The 16,448-nt window shown below is 49.8% G+C and carries 12 protein-coding genes and 1 pseudogene; 3 read left to right on the forward strand and 10 right to left on the reverse strand.

From position 1 onward, the window contains the following. Positions 1 to 4: 4 nt before the first annotated feature. Both A2F46_RS05290 and A2F46_RS05295 read right to left on the reverse strand, forming a co-directional pair. Complete coding sequence (locus A2F46_RS05290; RefSeq protein WP_231867710.1) at positions 5 to 1,360, reverse strand: M23 family metallopeptidase; 1,356 nt, start codon at positions 1,358 to 1,360, stop codon at positions 5 to 7. Between the two features lie 177 nt (positions 1,361 to 1,537). Next, positions 1,538 to 2,791, reverse strand: a complete 1,254-nt coding sequence (locus A2F46_RS05295; protein ID WP_066567643.1) for a YihY family inner membrane protein — start codon at positions 2,789 to 2,791, stop codon at positions 1,538 to 1,540. Between the two features lie 181 nt (positions 2,792 to 2,972). Between A2F46_RS05295 and wrbA the strand changes: the two genes are divergently transcribed. The 3 genes from wrbA (at position 2,973) to A2F46_RS05310 (ending at position 6,124) form a co-directional block, all read left to right on the forward strand. Beyond that, positions 2,973 to 3,569 (forward strand): NAD(P)H:quinone oxidoreductase, encoded by a 597-nt coding sequence (gene wrbA / locus A2F46_RS05300; protein ID WP_066567784.1) that lies wholly within the window; start codon positions 2,973 to 2,975, stop codon positions 3,567 to 3,569. Positions 3,570 to 3,599: 30 nt separating this feature from the next. Further along, positions 3,600 to 4,340, forward strand: a complete 741-nt coding sequence (nfsA, locus tag A2F46_RS05305; protein ID WP_066567646.1) for an oxygen-insensitive NADPH nitroreductase — start codon at positions 3,600 to 3,602, stop codon at positions 4,338 to 4,340. Positions 4,341 to 4,636: 296 nt separating this feature from the next. After that, positions 4,637 to 6,124: an aldehyde dehydrogenase family protein gene (locus A2F46_RS05310; RefSeq protein WP_066567653.1), complete on the forward strand. Its 1,488-nt coding sequence runs from the start codon at positions 4,637 to 4,639 to the stop codon at positions 6,122 to 6,124. Between the two features lie 176 nt (positions 6,125 to 6,300). On the opposite strand, the gene hrpA is transcribed toward A2F46_RS05310, so the two are convergent. From hrpA to A2F46_RS05350, 8 genes and pseudogenes are all read right to left on the reverse strand, one after another. Then, a complete protein-coding gene (gene hrpA, locus A2F46_RS05315; protein ID WP_066567654.1) occupies positions 6,301 to 10,323 on the reverse strand; it encodes an ATP-dependent RNA helicase HrpA in 4,023 nt (1,340 codons plus the stop codon). Between the two features lie 233 nt (positions 10,324 to 10,556). After that, positions 10,557 to 10,793, reverse strand: a complete 237-nt coding sequence (locus A2F46_RS05320; RefSeq protein ID WP_066567656.1) for a hypothetical protein — start codon at positions 10,791 to 10,793, stop codon at positions 10,557 to 10,559. 18 nt (positions 10,794 to 10,811) lie between these two features. After that, the gene (locus A2F46_RS05325; protein WP_066567657.1) at positions 10,812 to 11,570 is read right to left on the reverse strand and encodes an ABC transporter ATP-binding protein; all 759 of its coding nucleotides are present in this window, start codon (positions 11,568 to 11,570) and stop codon (positions 10,812 to 10,814) included. 36 nt (positions 11,571 to 11,606) lie between these two features. Beyond that, a complete protein-coding gene (locus A2F46_RS05330; protein WP_066567658.1) occupies positions 11,607 to 12,572 on the reverse strand; it encodes an iron chelate uptake ABC transporter family permease subunit in 966 nt (321 codons plus the stop codon). After that, positions 12,562 to 13,531, reverse strand: a pseudogene (locus tag A2F46_RS05335) (ABC transporter permease). Before A2F46_RS05335 ends, A2F46_RS05330 begins: the two are co-directional and overlap by 11 nt. 56 nt (positions 13,532 to 13,587) lie before the next feature. Then, positions 13,588 to 14,547 (reverse strand): siderophore ABC transporter substrate-binding protein, encoded by a 960-nt coding sequence (locus A2F46_RS05340; protein ID WP_082783585.1) that lies wholly within the window; start codon positions 14,545 to 14,547, stop codon positions 13,588 to 13,590. Between the two features lie 108 nt (positions 14,548 to 14,655). Next, complete coding sequence (locus tag A2F46_RS05345) at positions 14,656 to 15,462, reverse strand: siderophore-interacting protein (RefSeq protein WP_082783586.1); 807 nt, start codon at positions 15,460 to 15,462, stop codon at positions 14,656 to 14,658. Then, positions 15,459 to 16,430 carry an alpha/beta hydrolase gene (locus A2F46_RS05350; protein ID WP_066567660.1) on the reverse strand — a complete coding sequence of 324 codons (972 nt, stop codon included), beginning with the start codon at positions 16,428 to 16,430 and terminating at the stop codon, positions 15,459 to 15,461. The genes A2F46_RS05345 and A2F46_RS05350 overlap by 4 nt, the downstream gene beginning before the upstream one ends. Positions 16,431 to 16,448 lie beyond the last annotated feature (18 nt).

Here is a 16,448-nt window from a genome sequence, read left to right on the forward strand (position 1 = left end):
TGTCCTAATCCATTTGGGCAATGTTGACCGAGATATTGCGTATGCCGGCCAGCAGATGATTCCAGTGTTGTTGTTTTTTCTTAAAACTGGCCAACTCAGTAGCATTAAGTGTTTTGTTGGGCAAGGCCACACTGGCGGGGTTAACGGCTTGCCCATTGATGCGTACTTCATAATGCAAATGAGGGCCGGTAGAGCGGCCGGTTGACCCTACATAGCCAATGATGTCCCCAGCACGTACATTGCCACCGTTTTGTAAAGGTGCAAAGGCACTCATGTGGCCATATAAGGTTTCTTTGCTGTCAGAATGGCGCAGCATGATCGCATTGCCATAACCGCCCTTCACACCAATGAATTCGACAACGCCATCGGAAGGTGCGTGAATGGGCGTGCCCGATGGCGCCGCATAATCGATGCCGCTGTGCATGCGCAAGGTGTGTAAGACAGGATGATAGCGCATGCCAAATGGCGAGGAAATACGTGCATTGTCCACAGGTACAGCGGCAAAACCTTTGCGTAAAGGCTTGCCCTGAGCATCATAATATTGGCCATTGCCTTCATTATCGTCATCATAATAATAGGCTTGATAGAGCACGCCATTGTGGCTGATCTCGGCTCCCTGAATATTGCCTGTGGCGATCTCTTGACCGCGATAATAGAGACTATCGTAAATTAAGCGGATGCTGTCACCCGAGGATAGGGTTTCCAAATCCAATTTGTCTTTGAAAATCTCATTCAGTGATTCTCGAATTTCAACGGGGATGCCTGCTTGAGCCATGGCACCTCGGGCTGATGTTTTGATGACCACAGCCTTAAATGTGGGCCATGTTTGCGTGTCTACTGCGCCTACATCGGCACGCCAATGATCGCCATTTTTTTTGAAGGCCACTAAATTTTGCTCGCCATTGTCATCGTCACGGAAAAATTGGATGTCACTCAGGCGACCAGCGCTGTCGACGCGGATGCTTAAATTTTGATTGGCTTTAAGTTGCATGTTGCGTTGGCTGATGGTGTTGTTTTGCAGCACGGCTTGCACTTGTTTCGGGTCTATATTCATGCGTGCCAATACGCTGGCCAAACTGTCGCCGGGCTGAACCATTTCATCTTGCCAATAGCTGGTTTCAATTTGTTGTTTTGCCAGGTTAATAGGGGATAGATTTTGCACCATTTTGCGGGCTTGATAAGCGTCGTTTTGCGGTGTGGGTGTAGTGACGGCATAAGCGGTCATGACGCTGCACACAGGTACGCCGATAACCAGCAGCGACCAGCGCCAAGGACGTCGATGCCAATGTTCTGCCAATTTGATCATGGGCGGGCGCAGTTTTTGATCAATACGACGCCAATGTGCCTTTATATCCAACATAAAGCCGATTATTCCAATTATCTGAGCTGAATGGATGCAGATATATTCAGGCAGCCTGAGACTGCTGGGCATGAATCATGGATGCATCAATATTTCAGCATTGTTATTGTATTACATTATAAATCATTGTGATGCGCATCGCCTGATTGGTTGCGCATTTTTACTGGGTAGCGGCGGTTAAACCGTAGTCGTGTCTGTGGGCTGAATCGGCGTTTGCTGCTGATGATGGGCGATGAAGTCGGCCAAACTCAAGTCCATCGCGGCCATGCCGGGTGCCAGCATAGCATTGATGGTTTGAGTGACGGCGCTGTTGTCTTGGTTGTCCGGCTGATACACAAACCAATGAAACAATTTTTTCAAGGCGATGTGTTCCGCATTGGTTTTGAGTGCCCAGCCATCGCCGTTGCAGATAACCAACTGGTGTTGCGCCAGCTGGGCCAGTAAATCGCCCAATTCGTCATAGCCCATGCTGATGTGTTGGCGAAAATCACGGATGCTCAAAACTTGATGTTGATTTTGTGCTTGATGCAACAATAACAAGATTTTTAAAACATCATCAAAGCGCCCATTTCGCGACAATTGCCGCGCATAGGCGTCGTCTTGCCAATAAGAGAGCGAAGCAGTCAACAAAGCGCCGCTGAGTAAAATCATCCATAAAAGATTGAGCCAAAGCAAAAATACGGGGATGGCGGCAAAAGCACCATAAACCAATTGATAGCTGTTGAAGTGGGCAATGTAAATGCCAAACCCGCGTCGGGTGACTTCTAAGAGCACAGCAGTCAATAAGGCACCCAGTAACGCATGGCGAGTAGGCACATAGCGATACGGCACAATTTTGTACATCAAAAACAACAGTAATGTAATCACGCCAATGGAGGAAACGATTTTAGTCAGTGCGGCCAAAAAGGGAAAATGAATCGCCAAAACGCTGCGGCTCAAGACATAACCCAATACTGATAAACCCAAGCCCAATACCAGCGGTCCCAGCGTCAGCAGCGCCCAATACACCAGCATGCGTGTGAGTAAGGAGCGCGTCTGTTTTACTCGCCAGATTTGATTGAAAGTACGTTCTATGGTTTGGATCAACAGCACCGAGGTCAGCATCATGATGAGAATGCCGATGGCGGTAAGGTTGCTGGCTTTTTGGCGAAACTGCAGCAAATAACTACCCACTGAGTCTGCCCCTGCATTGGGAATGATGATGCCGGTTAAAAAATCATTAAAACGGTTGGCAATGTCGGCAAACATGGGGAAAGCCGCAATCACCACTACGGTAACTGTAAATAAAGGCACCAGAGCCAGTAAAGTGGTGAACGTGAGGCTGCCTGAAACCAATGGGATATTGATTTCATTGAAGCGGTGCCACAAAAACCGAGCAAATTGCACGGGGCGTGCCTGTAGCCAGCGGCAGCGGACAAAAGGAATGGGCATAGAAATTCTCACGGGAAAACTGACATCTATTGTAACGGATATGGGGGTGAGCACCAATGCGGGCAATAAACAGGTCAGTATGAATGGGGTGGAGGTGGCGTTTCAGTCTGAGAATGTGGGCGTGACAGGCTGCATTGGTGACGGCACAATAGCAGTGAATTCTCAAAACAAAGAGGCAATCATGAGCTTACCGATTTTGGTGGTGTATTACAGTTTGGGTGGTGGTACGCGTCATTTGGCAGACGAGATTGCCCGTGGCATAGACAGCATTGACGGCTGCGAGGCATGGTTGCGTACCGTGCCCAAAGTATCAGCCGTGAGCGAAGCAACCGCACCGCAAATTCCGCCACAAGGCGCGCCCTATGTCACGCTAGATGAATTGCAATGTTGTGGCGCATTGGCTTTGGGCAGTCCTACGCGTTTTGGAAACATGGCGGCGCCAGTAAAATATTTTCTTGATGGGACCAGCAGCTTATGGCTTTCAGGCAGCCTAATTGGTAAGCCAGCGTGTGTGTTTACCAGCAGCAACACGCAGCATGGTGGTCAAGAAAGTACCTTATTGAGCATGATGTTGCCACTGTTGCATCATGGCATGCTGTTGTGTGGTATTCCGTTTAGCGAGGCTGGATTGGCGCATACCCAAAGCGGTGGTACGCCGTATGGCGCCAGTCACGTGGCGGGCGCTGATAATCAGGCCAAGTTGAGCCGCGATGAAGCGGCCTTGGCATTTGCACAAGGTCAGCGGCTGGCTAAAAGTGCACTGAAGCTCAATCGTTAAGCATGTTTATCGATTTCATGAGGAATGGACATGAGTGAAATCACGTCTGTGCATAGCGCTTCTACTTTGGCAACCATTTATCAACATCGGTCTATTCGGCGTTTTACACCTGAGCCGTTAAACGATGATCAACGGCAGGCCATATTCGAAGCTGGCCGTGCTGCTTCGTCATCCAGTTTCATGCAAGTCGTGCACATCATCCGCATTACCGATCAGGCATTGCGCCAGGCTTTGTGTGAAGTGGCGGCCCATCAGCAGTATGTGGTTGATGCGCCCGAATTCTGGGTGTTTTGCTTGGATTATGCCAAGCACAAGCTAGCCTATCCAGAAGCTCAATTGGGATGGACGGAGTCGGTCATTGCTGGCGCCGTGGATGCGGGCATCATGGCGCAAAATTGTTTGCTGGCGGCCGAATCGTTGGGTTTGGGCGGGGTCTATATTGGCTCATTACGTAACAACATTGCCCGCACCGCGACGCTGTTAAACTTGCCTGATAACACAGCGCCTTTGTTTGGACTGTGCTTGGGCCATCCTGCGCAGCAGCCATTACAGCGCCCCCGATTGCCGTTACACGCTTTGGTTAGTGAAAATGGTTACCACGCTTTGGATTCAGAAACACTGGCTGCCTATGATACGAAACTGGCGAATTATTACTGGATGCGGAGTGGGCTGAAATTAAATTGGGGTCAAACCATCATCAATAATTTCAACCATCCGGTGCGCCCTGATGTATTGCCATTCCTGCGGCAGCAGGGATTGGCAAAGTATTGAGGATTATTTGAGCGAAAATACCTTCTCAATTTTTTTGGGGTTCAGGTAGCCGCTACGGTTGATAAAATTTAGTTATTATAAATACGAATAATAATCAATAATGTTATTGTAAGATTACAAATACAACCTTGAATTAACATTAAATTAACCATTCTGTCTGGGCAATGATTCAGAGAAAGCGTAGTATTTCACTAAGCACAAGCACTTGATGTTGGTACGCCTACGTGTGTCCAACTGGAAAGTGCTGTGACTTGGGAAGCATAAAATAACTGCATCATAAACACAGGAGTGTTGTAATGAAACTGCTGAAAGACTTATCCGAAAAACTGCGTCCAAACGCAGAATATCAACTGTTCATTAATGGTAAATTCCAGGCTGGTTCTGAAGGCAAAACTTTTGAAAGCCATAACCCAGCTACGGGTGAAAAGCTGGCTACACTGGCTGAAGCGTCTAAAGCCGATGTGGATTTGGCGGTGAAAAGTGCTTGGGCTGCCTTCCCTGCATGGAGCCAGACTTCTCCGGCCGAACGTTCGGCTTTGTTGTTGAAAGTAGCCGATTTATTGGAAGCTGAAACAGAACGTTTCGCGACTTTAGAAACCTTGGACAACGGCAAGCCAATTCGTGAAACCACCAATATCGATATTCCTGCTGCTGTAGACCATTTCCGCTATTTTGCGGGTGTTATCCGCGCCCACAGCGATGAAGCGGATGTGATTGATAAAGACACATTGAGTATTGTGTTGAGCGAGCCGATTGGTGTGGTCGGTCAAATTATTCCTTGGAATTTCCCATTCTTGATGGGTGCATGGAAAATCGCACCAGCATTGGCTGCTGGTAACTGCGTGGTCATTAAACCATCCAAAGAAACTTCTATTTCGTTGATTGAATTTGCCCGTATTTTGGGTCAAGTATTCCCAGCGGGTGTGGTCAATGTATTGACTGGCTCTGGCTCTCGTACTGGTCAATATATGCTGGATCATGAAGGTTTCAGCAAATTGGCGTTTACCGGTTCCACCGAAATTGGTTACAACGTAGCCCGGGCCGCTGCCGAAAAATTGATTCCAGCTACTTTGGAATTGGGTGGCAAATCAGCCAATATTATTTTTGAAGATGCGCAAATCGATAAAGCCGTGGAAGGCACTGCCTTGGGTATTTTGTTCAACCAAGGTCAAGTGTGCTGTGCGGGTTCGCGATTGCTGGTTCAACGCAGCATCTACGACAAATTCTTGGCCAAAGTAAAAGAAGAATTTGAAAAAGTGAAAGTGGGCGATCCCCTGGATCCAACCACACAAATGGGCGCCCAAGTTGATGAAAACCAATTGAAGAAAATTTTGGGTTATGTTGACATTGCCAAAGGTGAAGGCGCTCGTTTATTAACGGGTGGTGCTCGTGAAGCAGAAACCGGTTACTTTATGAAGCCAACCGTGCTGTGTGATGTGAATCCAGATATGCGCATTGCGACAGAAGAAGTATTTGGCCCGGTATTGGCTGCCATTCCGTTTGACACAGAAGAAGAAGCCATTGCCATTGCCAATGACAGTGAATATGGCTTGGGTGGTGCGGTGTGGACTCGCGACATCAACCGCGCTTTGCGCGTAGCCAAAGCAGTGCGTACTGGCCGTATGTGGGTGAACTGCTATAACCAATTGCCAGCCCATGCTCCGTTTGGTGGTTACAAGAAATCCGGTATCGGTCGTGAAACCCATAAAATTATTTTGGAAGCTTACACTGAGAAGAAAAATATCTTCATCAGTATGTCTGAAAAATTGACTGGTTTGTACTAATCAATATTGCGGGTATTGAAGGGCTGCCTGAAAAATTTCAGGCAGCCCTTTTTTTGTCTGCATGTTGTTTGGATAGATTGTTAATGCCAGTGATTACGGACTGATAGCTCGTGACACACTTGATAAATGGAATGTTAAAAATTTTTAATAGATCAATGCGTTAATGCTGTTCTGAATCAGCTTAATTGATTCATCAGCATTTGCCAGTGTTTTTGCAATCGTTTTACCGAAACTGGGTAAGGTGTTTTCAGTTCTTGTGCAAATAGTGACACGCGCAGTTCTTCCAGCATCCACCGAAATGTCGCCAATTCATTAGGTATAGGTTGGTTTTGCTGGTGTAGCTGATGAATTTTTTCTTGCCATGAATCCGTTAATGCTTGTATTTCGGTTTCACGCGCTGCATCGCGAGCAGGATTGCTGCCATATTTTTCTAAGCGTTTTTGCATGGCCTGTAGGTATACTGGCAGCCGTGGCCATTGTGCCCATGGGGTACGTTGTATAAATCCAGGGTACACTAAATTCTCTAATTGGCGGTGTAGTTGGGTGCTGAGTGGGTGTCGACCCAGTGCGCGGTTGATGTCGGCATAGGCTTGGGCGGTTTGCAAAACGCTGCGGTTTAGGCCTTCTTTGACTGCGGGTAAGCGGCTGCGCGCGCGCTTTATTTGTTCTTTAAATGCTTTTTCATTGCGCGGTAAGGCATCTTCGCCCACAAAAGCACGGTCTTCTACGGCTAAAGCCATATCTTCACGTAATGAATCGGCGCCAATGTGCTTCAACAGCAATGCGGTTTGAGTAAAATCAGGTAGCCCTTTATTGAGGTCTTTGACTTGTTCTTTCAATTGCAAGGCCATTAAGGCCACAGTGCCGTGACGGTGGGCTTGTTGTGCTGCTTCATTGGTGTCAAATAGGCGCAGTGAAGTGCTGCCGTCTTTTTGTTGCTGCAACCCCAAAAAGCCAGTGAGCTGCTGTTTCCCGCGCGCAAATTTGATGTGTTCCGGCAAGCTGCCAAAATCCCATGCTTTAAGGTTGTCGCGCTCAAATTCGTGGCTGTTGTCACGAAAAGTGACCGCAGCTGCCTGCCCCAATTGATGTTGTAATGTCGCCAAGTCTCGACCCATGCCCAATTCTTGGCCACCATCATCAATGACTCGTATGTTGAAATAGCAATATTCAGGCAGTTTGCTGGCTGCCCACTCATCCATATTGATGGCCGCCAATAGGCGCATGTCGCCAGCTTGCTTGGCAATGGCATGGGCCAGTTGCGGCAACATCGGTGCGTTGATATCGGGCTGTGCCGCTAGGAATTGTGTGATGAATTCTGGTACGGGCACGCACACGCGACGGATCTGTTTGGGTAGGGCTTTGATGGCAAGTTGGAGTTTTTCCCTGACCATGCCAGGCACCAACCATTCCAGTTGGGCTGCCTGAAGTCGATTGAGCACAGGCAATGGCACATTGATGGTGACCCCATCCAAAGGATGATTGGGTTCAAAGCGATAACTGAGCTTGAGTTTGCCATCGCTGTTGCGTAAATATTTTGGAAACTGAGTTTCGGTAATGTTGGCCGCGGCGTGTTGCATCAAATCATCACGCTGTAAAAACAGCAATTGGGGATGATCCGCTTCCGCTTTTTGTCGCCAACTTTCAAAGGAGCGGATATCGGCGAGCGCCGTTTCTTTTTGACCAACGGCCACAGTGGATGGTAGTTTTTGGTCATAAAAAGCATATAGGGCTTCTTCATCGACCAATACATCTTGGCGGCGTGATTTGTGTTCCAACTGTGCTACTTCATGAATCAGCTTGCGGTTGTGGACGAAAAAGGCCGCCTGAAGATCGCATTCTTGCGCCACCAATGCACCGCGGATAAAGAGCTCGCGCGCTTCTTCTGGGGCAATACGGCCATAGGCCACGGGGCGTCTGGGCAATACCGTTAAGCCATATAGGGTGACGCGTTCGCTGGCGACCACTTCGCCACGCTTTTGTGACCAATGAGGTTCAAAATAATGCTGGCGCACCAAATGCGGCGCTTCTGCTTCAATCCATTCTGGTTCAATTTTGGCTACGTCGCGCGCATACAAACGGGTGGTTTCTGTGAGTTCAGCAGCCATGATCCATTTGGGCTTGGTTTTGAATAAAGACGACGCTGGAAATACATGGAAATGATTGCCGCGCGCACCTAAGTAGTCATGTCCTTCCGGGGTTTTTAGACCAACGTTGGCAATTAAGCCAGTAAGCAAAGCACGGTGAATTTGCTCATAGCCTGCTTCTTTGGCTGCCCGCAATGTTTGTCGATGCTGTTTTTTGGCCAATTGCTGTTGCTTGAGCTTGGCCGCCAAATCTTGGTCACCCAGGTTGTGTTGTTGTGCTTGGGTTTGTTGTTCAGGCAGCCTGAAAGCCGATTGTTTACTGGTTAGCTTCATGTCGATGGCAATTTGCGCCAGTTGGTGATGCAGTTCGCGCCATTCACGCATGCGGATATGCGACAGAAAGTACTGATGACACCATTGAATCAATTGGCGGTTGGAAAGCCCTTTGTCGCGTTCGCGCTGAAACGAATCCCAAATATTCAAATAGGCGAGAAAATCCGATTTTTTATCGTGAAAGCGTTCGTGTGCTTTGTTGGCAGCATCGCGTGCTTCCAGTGGACGTTCGCGCGGGTCTTGGATGGACAATGCCGACACAATCACCAACATTTCCGCCACGCACTGCAATCGCTTGGCCGCAAGGAGCATGCGGCTGATTTTGGGGTCCACTGGCAACCGCGCCATTTGTTCCCCCATGGTGGTTAAGCGGTTGCGTTCATCCACAGCACCCAATTCCAGTAATACTTGGTAACCATCGTTGATGTAGCGCTGCTCGGGCGCCTCCAAAAACGGGAAATCTTGGACTTCACCTAAATGCAGGCTGGCCATGCGCAAAATCACTGCTGCCAGATTGCTGCGCAAAATTTCCGGATCGGTAAAAGCTGGGCGCGCATTGAAATCGGCCTCATCGTATAAACGAATGCATATGCCTGCGGCAATACGACCACAACGTCCGGCGCGCTGGCGTGCAGCGGCTTGGCTGATTTTTTCTATTTGTAACTGTTCTACTTTGGCTCTTGCCGAATAACGTTTTACCCGTGCCAAACCAGTGTCGATGACATAACGGATGCGTGGCACGGTGAGTGAAGTTTCTGCCACGTTGGTGGCCAAAATAATGCGCCGTTGGTTGCCTGAAGGGTGGAAAATGCGGTGCTGTTCTGCGGCAGATAAGCGCGAGAACAGTGGCAAAATGTCGTCGTTTCGGCGCAGCGGTGACTGGCGCAAGGCTTGGGCGGCATCACGGATTTCGCGTTCACCCGGCAGAAATACCAAAATATCGCCATTGCCTTCACGTGTGAGCTCATCCGCTGCATCCACAATGGCTTCGCTGATTTCCATTTCGGCTTCATCGGCATCGGTGCTGTGTAGGGGCCGATAGCGCATTTCCACTGGATAAGTACGCCCCGATACTTCAATGACTGGGGCTGGCTGACCGTTATGAGTGAAATGCTGTGCAAACCGCTCGGCATCAATGGTAGCTGACGTGATGATGATTTTTAAATCTGGCCGTTTTGGCAGTAATTGTCGCAAGTAGCCCAGTAAGAAATCGATGTTGAGGCTGCGTTCATGTGCTTCGTCAATGATGAGTGTGTCATAGGCACTTAGATAGCGGTCGGTTTGTGTTTCTGCCAATAAAATGCCATCGGTCATCAATTTGATGTGGCCAGTCGGTGCACTGTGATCGGTGAAACGCACCTTATAACCCACGGCGGCGCCAATGGTGCTGTCTAATTCTTCTGCGATGCGTTCGGCTACAGAACGGGCGGCCAGACGCCGGGGTTGAGTATGACCAATCAAACCAGCGACGCCACGTCCCAATTCCAAACAAATTTTTGGTAATTGCGTGGTTTTGCCCGACCCAGTTTCGCCGCACACAATCACCACGGGGTGGTTGGCGATGGCCTGTTTGATTTCGGCACGTTTGTCGTGTACAGGGAGTGAGCCATCGTAGTGCGGTGTGGGTGCACTGGTGCGTCGCGCCAAGTAGGCGGCGTGGGAGCGTTGGTATTTTTCGAGAACCTGATCCGAACCGCCAAAACGGGCCGGATTCCGATGGGCACGCTGTAAAAAATGGCGATCTTTAGTGAGAACTTGGTTTAGGTCGAAGTCGGGCATAGGAAAACAGCAGGCAAAAAAAGGATTATAACAAATCAGTACATGCTGCCATCGCCCCTAAAAACAAGCCTTGTGATGCGGGTATCCTGATTGAGGCTGTTAGGTGTTTCAGGCAGCCTGATACCTGAGTTTTCGTCGTGCCGTTTGAATCTTAAAGGCATTTCGACCATCAGCTTGAATTGTAATGGGATAGACTCAAACAATCCCTTGTTGGCGGAGTCTTGCGTAAAAGCTTAGCGTCGGCGGCGGGCAATACTGATGGCCACAAATACCATGCAGCCAAATAGGAATAGACACACCAGACCCACAAAAATCAGCATTATGCGCGCTATGGACATGCGCAGCACCACATCATCGCCCATAAACAGCCACACAAACCACATGGCCAAGGTCACGAATAAAGCCACGGCCACGGCCGTCAATATGGTTTTTCGTTGCTGCGGGGTCGGTGTTGATGAAGATGGGTTCATGAGTCACTCAGTGTTGGGTCAGATGTGGTGGATAACGAGGGGCAAACCATGGTGGGTGAGTACCTCTGCATCCAGGTGAAAGATGGTTTTCAGATTATCGGCGGTGATGATAGCACTGGGTGCACCTTGGTGCACGATACGGCCGTCTTTCATGGCCACAATATGGTCTGCGTAAGCGGCAGCGACATTGATGTCGTGTACCACCATGACGGTGGTGAGCCCCTGGGTGTCTGTTAGCTCGCGCAAACGGCGCATCAGCTCGCGGGCATGGAACATGTCCAAATTATTGAGTGGTTCGTCCAATAAAACGTGGCTGGTTTGTTGGCAAAAAACCATGGCAATCAAAGCGCGCTGGCGCTGTCCGCCGGAGAGCGCAGACAAATAACGATTGTCTAAGTCTGAAAGCTCAAAGCGTTGTAGGGCTGAGTCAACAATGGTTTGATCTTGTTCAGTGATCCTGCCTTGGTTAAATGGGTAGCGCCCAAACATGAGTAGGTCGCGCACGGTGATGCGGCTTTGAATGGGGTTGTCTTGGGTCAGTATTGCCAAGCGTTTGGCCATGTCGCTGGATTTGGCGCGGGTAATGTCTTGGTCGTCAATCAAGATATGCCCGCTTTGCAGCGGTTGCAGGCGTGCCATCAATGAGAGCAGGGTAGATTTGCCCGCACCATTGGGGCCAATGAGTGCGGTGATGCCTGGGCCTTCAATAGATAGATTGATGTCGCTGAGAATGGGTATGCCATTCAATTGATGGTTCACGTGTTCAACAGTAATCATGTTTAGAATTATCCATTCAGGCAGCCTGAAATTGGGTTAACGACGTGGTCGGCGCAATACCAGCCATAAAAACACCAAACCACCGGTGAATTCAATGACCACACTCAACGCACCGCTGAGCCCCAATACGTGTTCGAATAAGGTCTGGCCTATTATCAAGATGATGGCCGCCATGAGGCCGGCGGCTGGCAGGCGAATGCTGTGTTTTTGGGTAGGTGATAACGCGTTGACCAAAGCACACACCAGCAAACCAAAGAAACTGACAGGTCCCACCAAGGCCGTGGCGACCGAGACCAATAAGGCCACCCACAGCAACACTGCTCGGCTCAAGCGGGCATAATTTACCCCCAATGAAATGGCGGCATTGCGCCCTAGCTGTAAGACATCTAAGGCATAGCGCATGCGCCAAATCCATATTGCGCTAATCGCCATGATGACCATACCCATGAGCAATAATGTGGGTTCGACGCTGGTGAACTGCGCAAAATAGCTGATTTGGGCGGTGGCAAATTGAGCTGGATCGATGAGGCGTTGCAATAAGCTGTTTAAACTGCGAAACAATACCCCGAAGATAACACCGACCAAAATCAGCCGCGCCAGATCGCCATTGCTATGGCGCATTAGGGTTTGAAATAATAACCACGAAGCCGCCATCATGAGTGGCGCTTCAACGCTGAATTTTCCGGCCACGCCGAGGACTTGTACGCCAGCAGCGCCCACCAGCCACACCATCGCTGTCTGCATCAGGAGATACAAGGCATCATAACCCAGCAGGCTGGGTGTGAGTACCGGGTTGTGGGTAAGTGTCTGAAACAATAGGGTGGATACGCCCACCGCATAAGCCACAGTCAGGAGCATCAACAATTTTTTGCCACGCAAAGCCAATACAAAATCCCACTGGCCTTGTGCATTGAATGTCATGAAGCACAAGCATGAAGCCGCCAAAAGCAACCCCAATAGTCCCAAAAAAACAGCCGGGCGGCGAAGTGCGTCAGGCAGCATGTGTTGGGCCCTTTCGCAGCAATAAATATAGAAACAACGCCGTGCCGATTAAACCAAAAATCAAAGACACTGGAATTTCATAAGGCGGATTGATGACGCGACTACCGATGTCGCAGGCCAGCAATGCATTGGCGCCCAATAAAGCGACGCTGGGTAAATTGCGCCGTAGGCGATCACCGGCTAACCGGGACACAATATTGGGTACCACCAAGCCGATAAACGGGATTTGACCTATGGTGACCACCACGATAGCAGTGATCATGGCCACCACCATGAGTGCCAGCCACAGCATGTGTTCATACGATACGCCTAAGTTGGTGCTGATGCTGCGCCCGAGTCCGGCAATGGATAAGCGATCGGCCACCAGGTACACCAAAATCCCCATCACGCCGGTTAACCACAATAGCTCATAGCGCCCAGTCAATACACCCGAAAAATCACCGCTAAACCACACCGATAAAAGTTGTAGGGTATCGGTGTCTATGGCAATAAAGGTGGCCATGGCTTCTATGAGGTTGCCATATACGATGCCGATGAGTGGTACCAGCAGCATTTGTTGTGGTGGCAAACGGCGCAGCAGCAATAAAAAAAACGCTCATGCCCAGTAGTGCAGAGAGAGTGGCTGCAGACATTTTGGCCAGTGGTGTCACATCTGGCCATGCTAGGCTGACCAACAACACGCCAACGGCAGCGCTTTGGGTCGCCCCCACCATGTTGGGCTCAATAAATCGGTTTTTGAGGACGATTTGTAACACCATGCCAGCGACGGCTAGGGTGGCGCCTGTGAGTATCACGGCTAAGGTTCGTGGAATACGGCTCACCAGTAGCAGCTGCATTTGTTCTGGTACATGCAACAGCTGTGCCCAATGGAAATCAGCCACACCCGTGGTCAGGCTGACGGCCACCAGCACCAGCAGCAACAATAGATTGGCAGTATTTAAAGTAAAAGAAGCAGGCATCGTCCATGCGTTTCAGGCAACCTGAGGGAGGGTACAGGCTGCCTGAATACCATTGTTTATTTATTTTTGCTATTGAGCGCGGCTTTGATATTGCTCAAATCGGTTTTCATTTGCTGCACGCCACCGGCAGCGACGTATGATGCCGCACTTAAATACACCACATGTCCTTGTTGCCATGCTTTGGTTTGGCGCACCAAATCATTGTCTAATACATTCTGAGCAGCCTTGCCTTCTTCGCCAATCGCGGCGCTACGGTCGAGTACAAAGAGCCAATCTGGATTGGTTTTTTGGATGTATTCAAAAGACACTGGCTGGCCGTGTGGCGAAACCTGAATATTGCTATCCGCAGCGGGAATGCCGATGTCTTTGTGTATCCAGCCAAATCGAGATTGCGCACCGAAGGCCGATAATTTGCCTGCATTTACCATCAAGATTAAGCCTGTGCCTTTATCTTTGGCTGCGGCTTGGGTGTCTGTGAGCAGGTTTTGCACTTCGGTGTGCAGGCGTTGTGCCTCGGCTTTCTTGTTGAACAATACGCCATAACCATCTAACAGCTTCATGCCATCGCCAATTAAATCCTGACCACTGTCGCTCATGTCGATGGTCGGTGCCAGCGCGGCCAATTCATTGTATTTGGCTGCGGTGCGGGCGGAAACGATGATGAGCTGCGGTTTCAACGCATTGAGTGCTTCCAAATTGGGTTCGAATAAGGTACCAATGTCGTTGGCCGTTTCTACCATGGGTTGCAAATAAGGCACATAGACTTTTTTGGGGGAGCCCGCCACGGGCACGCCCAACGCTTCCAAGGTATCGAGAGAGGCCAAATCAAATACAGCCACTTTGCTTGGGCTTTGCGCCAGCTTAACCTCACCTCGTGCCGTTTGGATGGTGACTTCCGCCGCATGTGCCGCGCTTGCTGCTGCGGGAGCTGAAGCAGGTGTTGATGACAGGTTGCTTGGGTTACAAGCGACCAAGGTGGCCAAGGCCATCGCGGTTAGGGAAAGTTGCTTAAGCATTGAATAAAATTTCCTATCATTATCATCTTTGATGATTATATCAGCTTCATGATGTTCAGGCAGCCTTTACGGGGATATGCTCAATAGGCTGCTTCAACTTTTTTAGGATTAATTATCCATAAAATCATGACGTTTTTGGTGGTAGGCTTCTTCACTTTCACCAGATCGCCAGTAGGGTACGGCATAGCAACGCGCCAAAGGTATTTGCCACTGCTGCCGAGCCAAGACGCGTAAAGGCGCCACCATGCTGGCTTCGCCAGCCACCCACACGAAATCTTCAATCGTGGGTGGGGTGCAGGTGTGCGCGAATGCAACCAACTGTTTGATTTGGTCAAGGCCACCCACAAATGGATGGATGTGAATGGCTGTGGGAATGGTTAAGTCATTGGGCCAATCGGCTTGTTCAGGCAACCACAATAAAACATCCCCTTCAGCTTGGCTGTCCATTTCGGCCAGCATGGCGCTGATGGCAGGCAATGCAGTGAGGTCTCCGGCCATAAAGTACCGTTTTGCCGGTTTTAACATGGGTATAGGGCCAGCCGGTTCGGAGATGCCGATGATTTGGCCTATCTGTACGTGTTCAGCAAAATAAGAAGCAGGACCATTGTCGCCGTGTTTGACAAAATCCACACTCAAGGTGCATGCAGTAGCATCAAATTCACGCAGGGTATAGGTGCGGGCAATGGGTTTGTTGTTGGGGTCTGCCCACACCGGGCCACGCGATGAAAAAGTAGGCAGCTGTGGCTGATTCTCGCCTTCATGTGGAAAAAATAATTTGATGTGAGCACCATTGCAATGGAATGGGTAATCGGCCAAGGTGGGTGCATGAAATACGATGCGTCTAAGATTGGGGCTGAGATCCAGCCAGCGGCAAACGGTAATGTGGCGCGCTTGGCGCTGTGGTCTGACGGTCATAGTTGAGGCCCTTTCAATGAGTCGGTAGGGGATGACGGGTAGGCAAATGGATCCGCACCAAATAAGGCTGCCTGAAAACTTTTAGGAAATAAGCTGCCGTGGGTGTCTTCCGGGTAGGTTTGATAGTAGACATGCAATGCGCTGTGGGCCTGACTCAGCTGTTGTCCTAAGGTCATCAATGCGTCACGAGGGATGGCTTGTCGCGCACGCTGGCGTGTTTGGTTGGGTGAGCGGGCGTGTTGTGTGCCTGAATTGGGTGTGCCGCTTTTCATGAGCCATAATTGTGTGTTTGACTCTATCATCCCTGGCTGCATAAAGCGTTGTTGCTCTGCCAAAATAGCACCTTCGTGCACCCAAATAGCGGGATCTGCTGCAATATAGCGTTGGAATAGCTGTGGTTGGGTAAACAGCGTGTGTATCACGAATAGCCCGCCGTAGGAGTGACCCCACAGTGTTTGTTGTGCGCGATTAATGGGTGCCAGCTTATCGACGCTGGGCATGATTTGGGTGCGCAATAATTGTAGAAAAATATCGGCGCCGCCGTTGCGGCGCTCTGGATGCAGCGCATCTACTGCAACAGGCGTTTCAGGGTGGCTGATGGTGTAGTCATACGCACGAGAAGCTGCGTCCAAACGCAAATCAGTGGCATAACCCAACATCACAATCACCGGCGCATTTGGTGTGGCTGCCAAGGTTTTGAGGCGCTGTGGCGTTAGCATTTCCAGCATGGCGTTGCCATCCAATGCATAGAATGTGGCAAACCCCCGAGTGGGTGCCTTTTTTTGAGGCACGCCCACAAAGACACGGTAATGGCGTAGGCCATCTGCCGAATGAAAAGGCAGAGTGTGAAATTGATAACCACTGTTGGTTTGTTGTAATACCGATAAATCGGCTTTTCGGGTTAAATCAGGTTGTGCCATAACCAAAGAGCTCAGCAAACATAAAAAACACAGCCACAGTCTACGCATGGCGTGATTCCTTTAGCA

This window comes from Snodgrassella sp. CFCC 13594, from assembly GCF_001590725.1.
Taxonomy (GTDB): Bacteria; Pseudomonadota; Gammaproteobacteria; order Burkholderiales; family Neisseriaceae; genus Snodgrassella.

Excerpts from the sequence above, each read along its gene's own strand:
- A2F46_RS05320 (WP_066567656.1), bottom strand. The coding sequence starts at position 10,793 with ATGAACCCATCTTCATCAACACCGACCCCGCAGCAACGAAAAACCATA.
- A2F46_RS05310 (WP_066567653.1), top strand. The coding sequence starts at position 4,637 with ATGAAACTGCTGAAAGACTTATCCGAAAAACTGCGTCCAAACGCAGAA.
- A2F46_RS05330 (WP_066567658.1), bottom strand. The coding sequence starts at position 12,572 with ATGCTGCCTGACGCACTTCGCCGCCCGGCTGTTTTTTTGGGACTATTG.
- A2F46_RS05340 (WP_082783585.1), bottom strand. The coding sequence starts at position 14,547 with ATGCTTAAGCAACTTTCCCTAACCGCGATGGCCTTGGCCACCTTGGTC.
- A2F46_RS05350 (WP_066567660.1), bottom strand. The coding sequence starts at position 16,430 with ATGCGTAGACTGTGGCTGTGTTTTTTATGTTTGCTGAGCTCTTTGGTT.
- hrpA (WP_066567654.1), bottom strand. The coding sequence starts at position 10,323 with ATGCCCGACTTCGACCTAAACCAAGTTCTCACTAAAGATCGCCATTTT.
- A2F46_RS05345 (WP_082783586.1), bottom strand. The coding sequence starts at position 15,462 with ATGACCGTCAGACCACAGCGCCAAGCGCGCCACATTACCGTTTGCCGC.
- nfsA (WP_066567646.1), top strand. The coding sequence starts at position 3,600 with ATGAGTGAAATCACGTCTGTGCATAGCGCTTCTACTTTGGCAACCATT.
- A2F46_RS05325 (WP_066567657.1), bottom strand. The coding sequence starts at position 11,570 with ATGATTACTGTTGAACACGTGAACCATCAATTGAATGGCATACCCATT.
- A2F46_RS05295 (WP_066567643.1), bottom strand. The coding sequence starts at position 2,791 with ATGCCCATTCCTTTTGTCCGCTGCCGCTGGCTACAGGCACGCCCCGTG.
- A2F46_RS05290 (WP_231867710.1), bottom strand. The coding sequence starts at position 1,360 with ATGTTGGATATAAAGGCACATTGGCGTCGTATTGATCAAAAACTGCGC.
- wrbA (WP_066567784.1), top strand. The coding sequence starts at position 2,973 with ATGAGCTTACCGATTTTGGTGGTGTATTACAGTTTGGGTGGTGGTACG.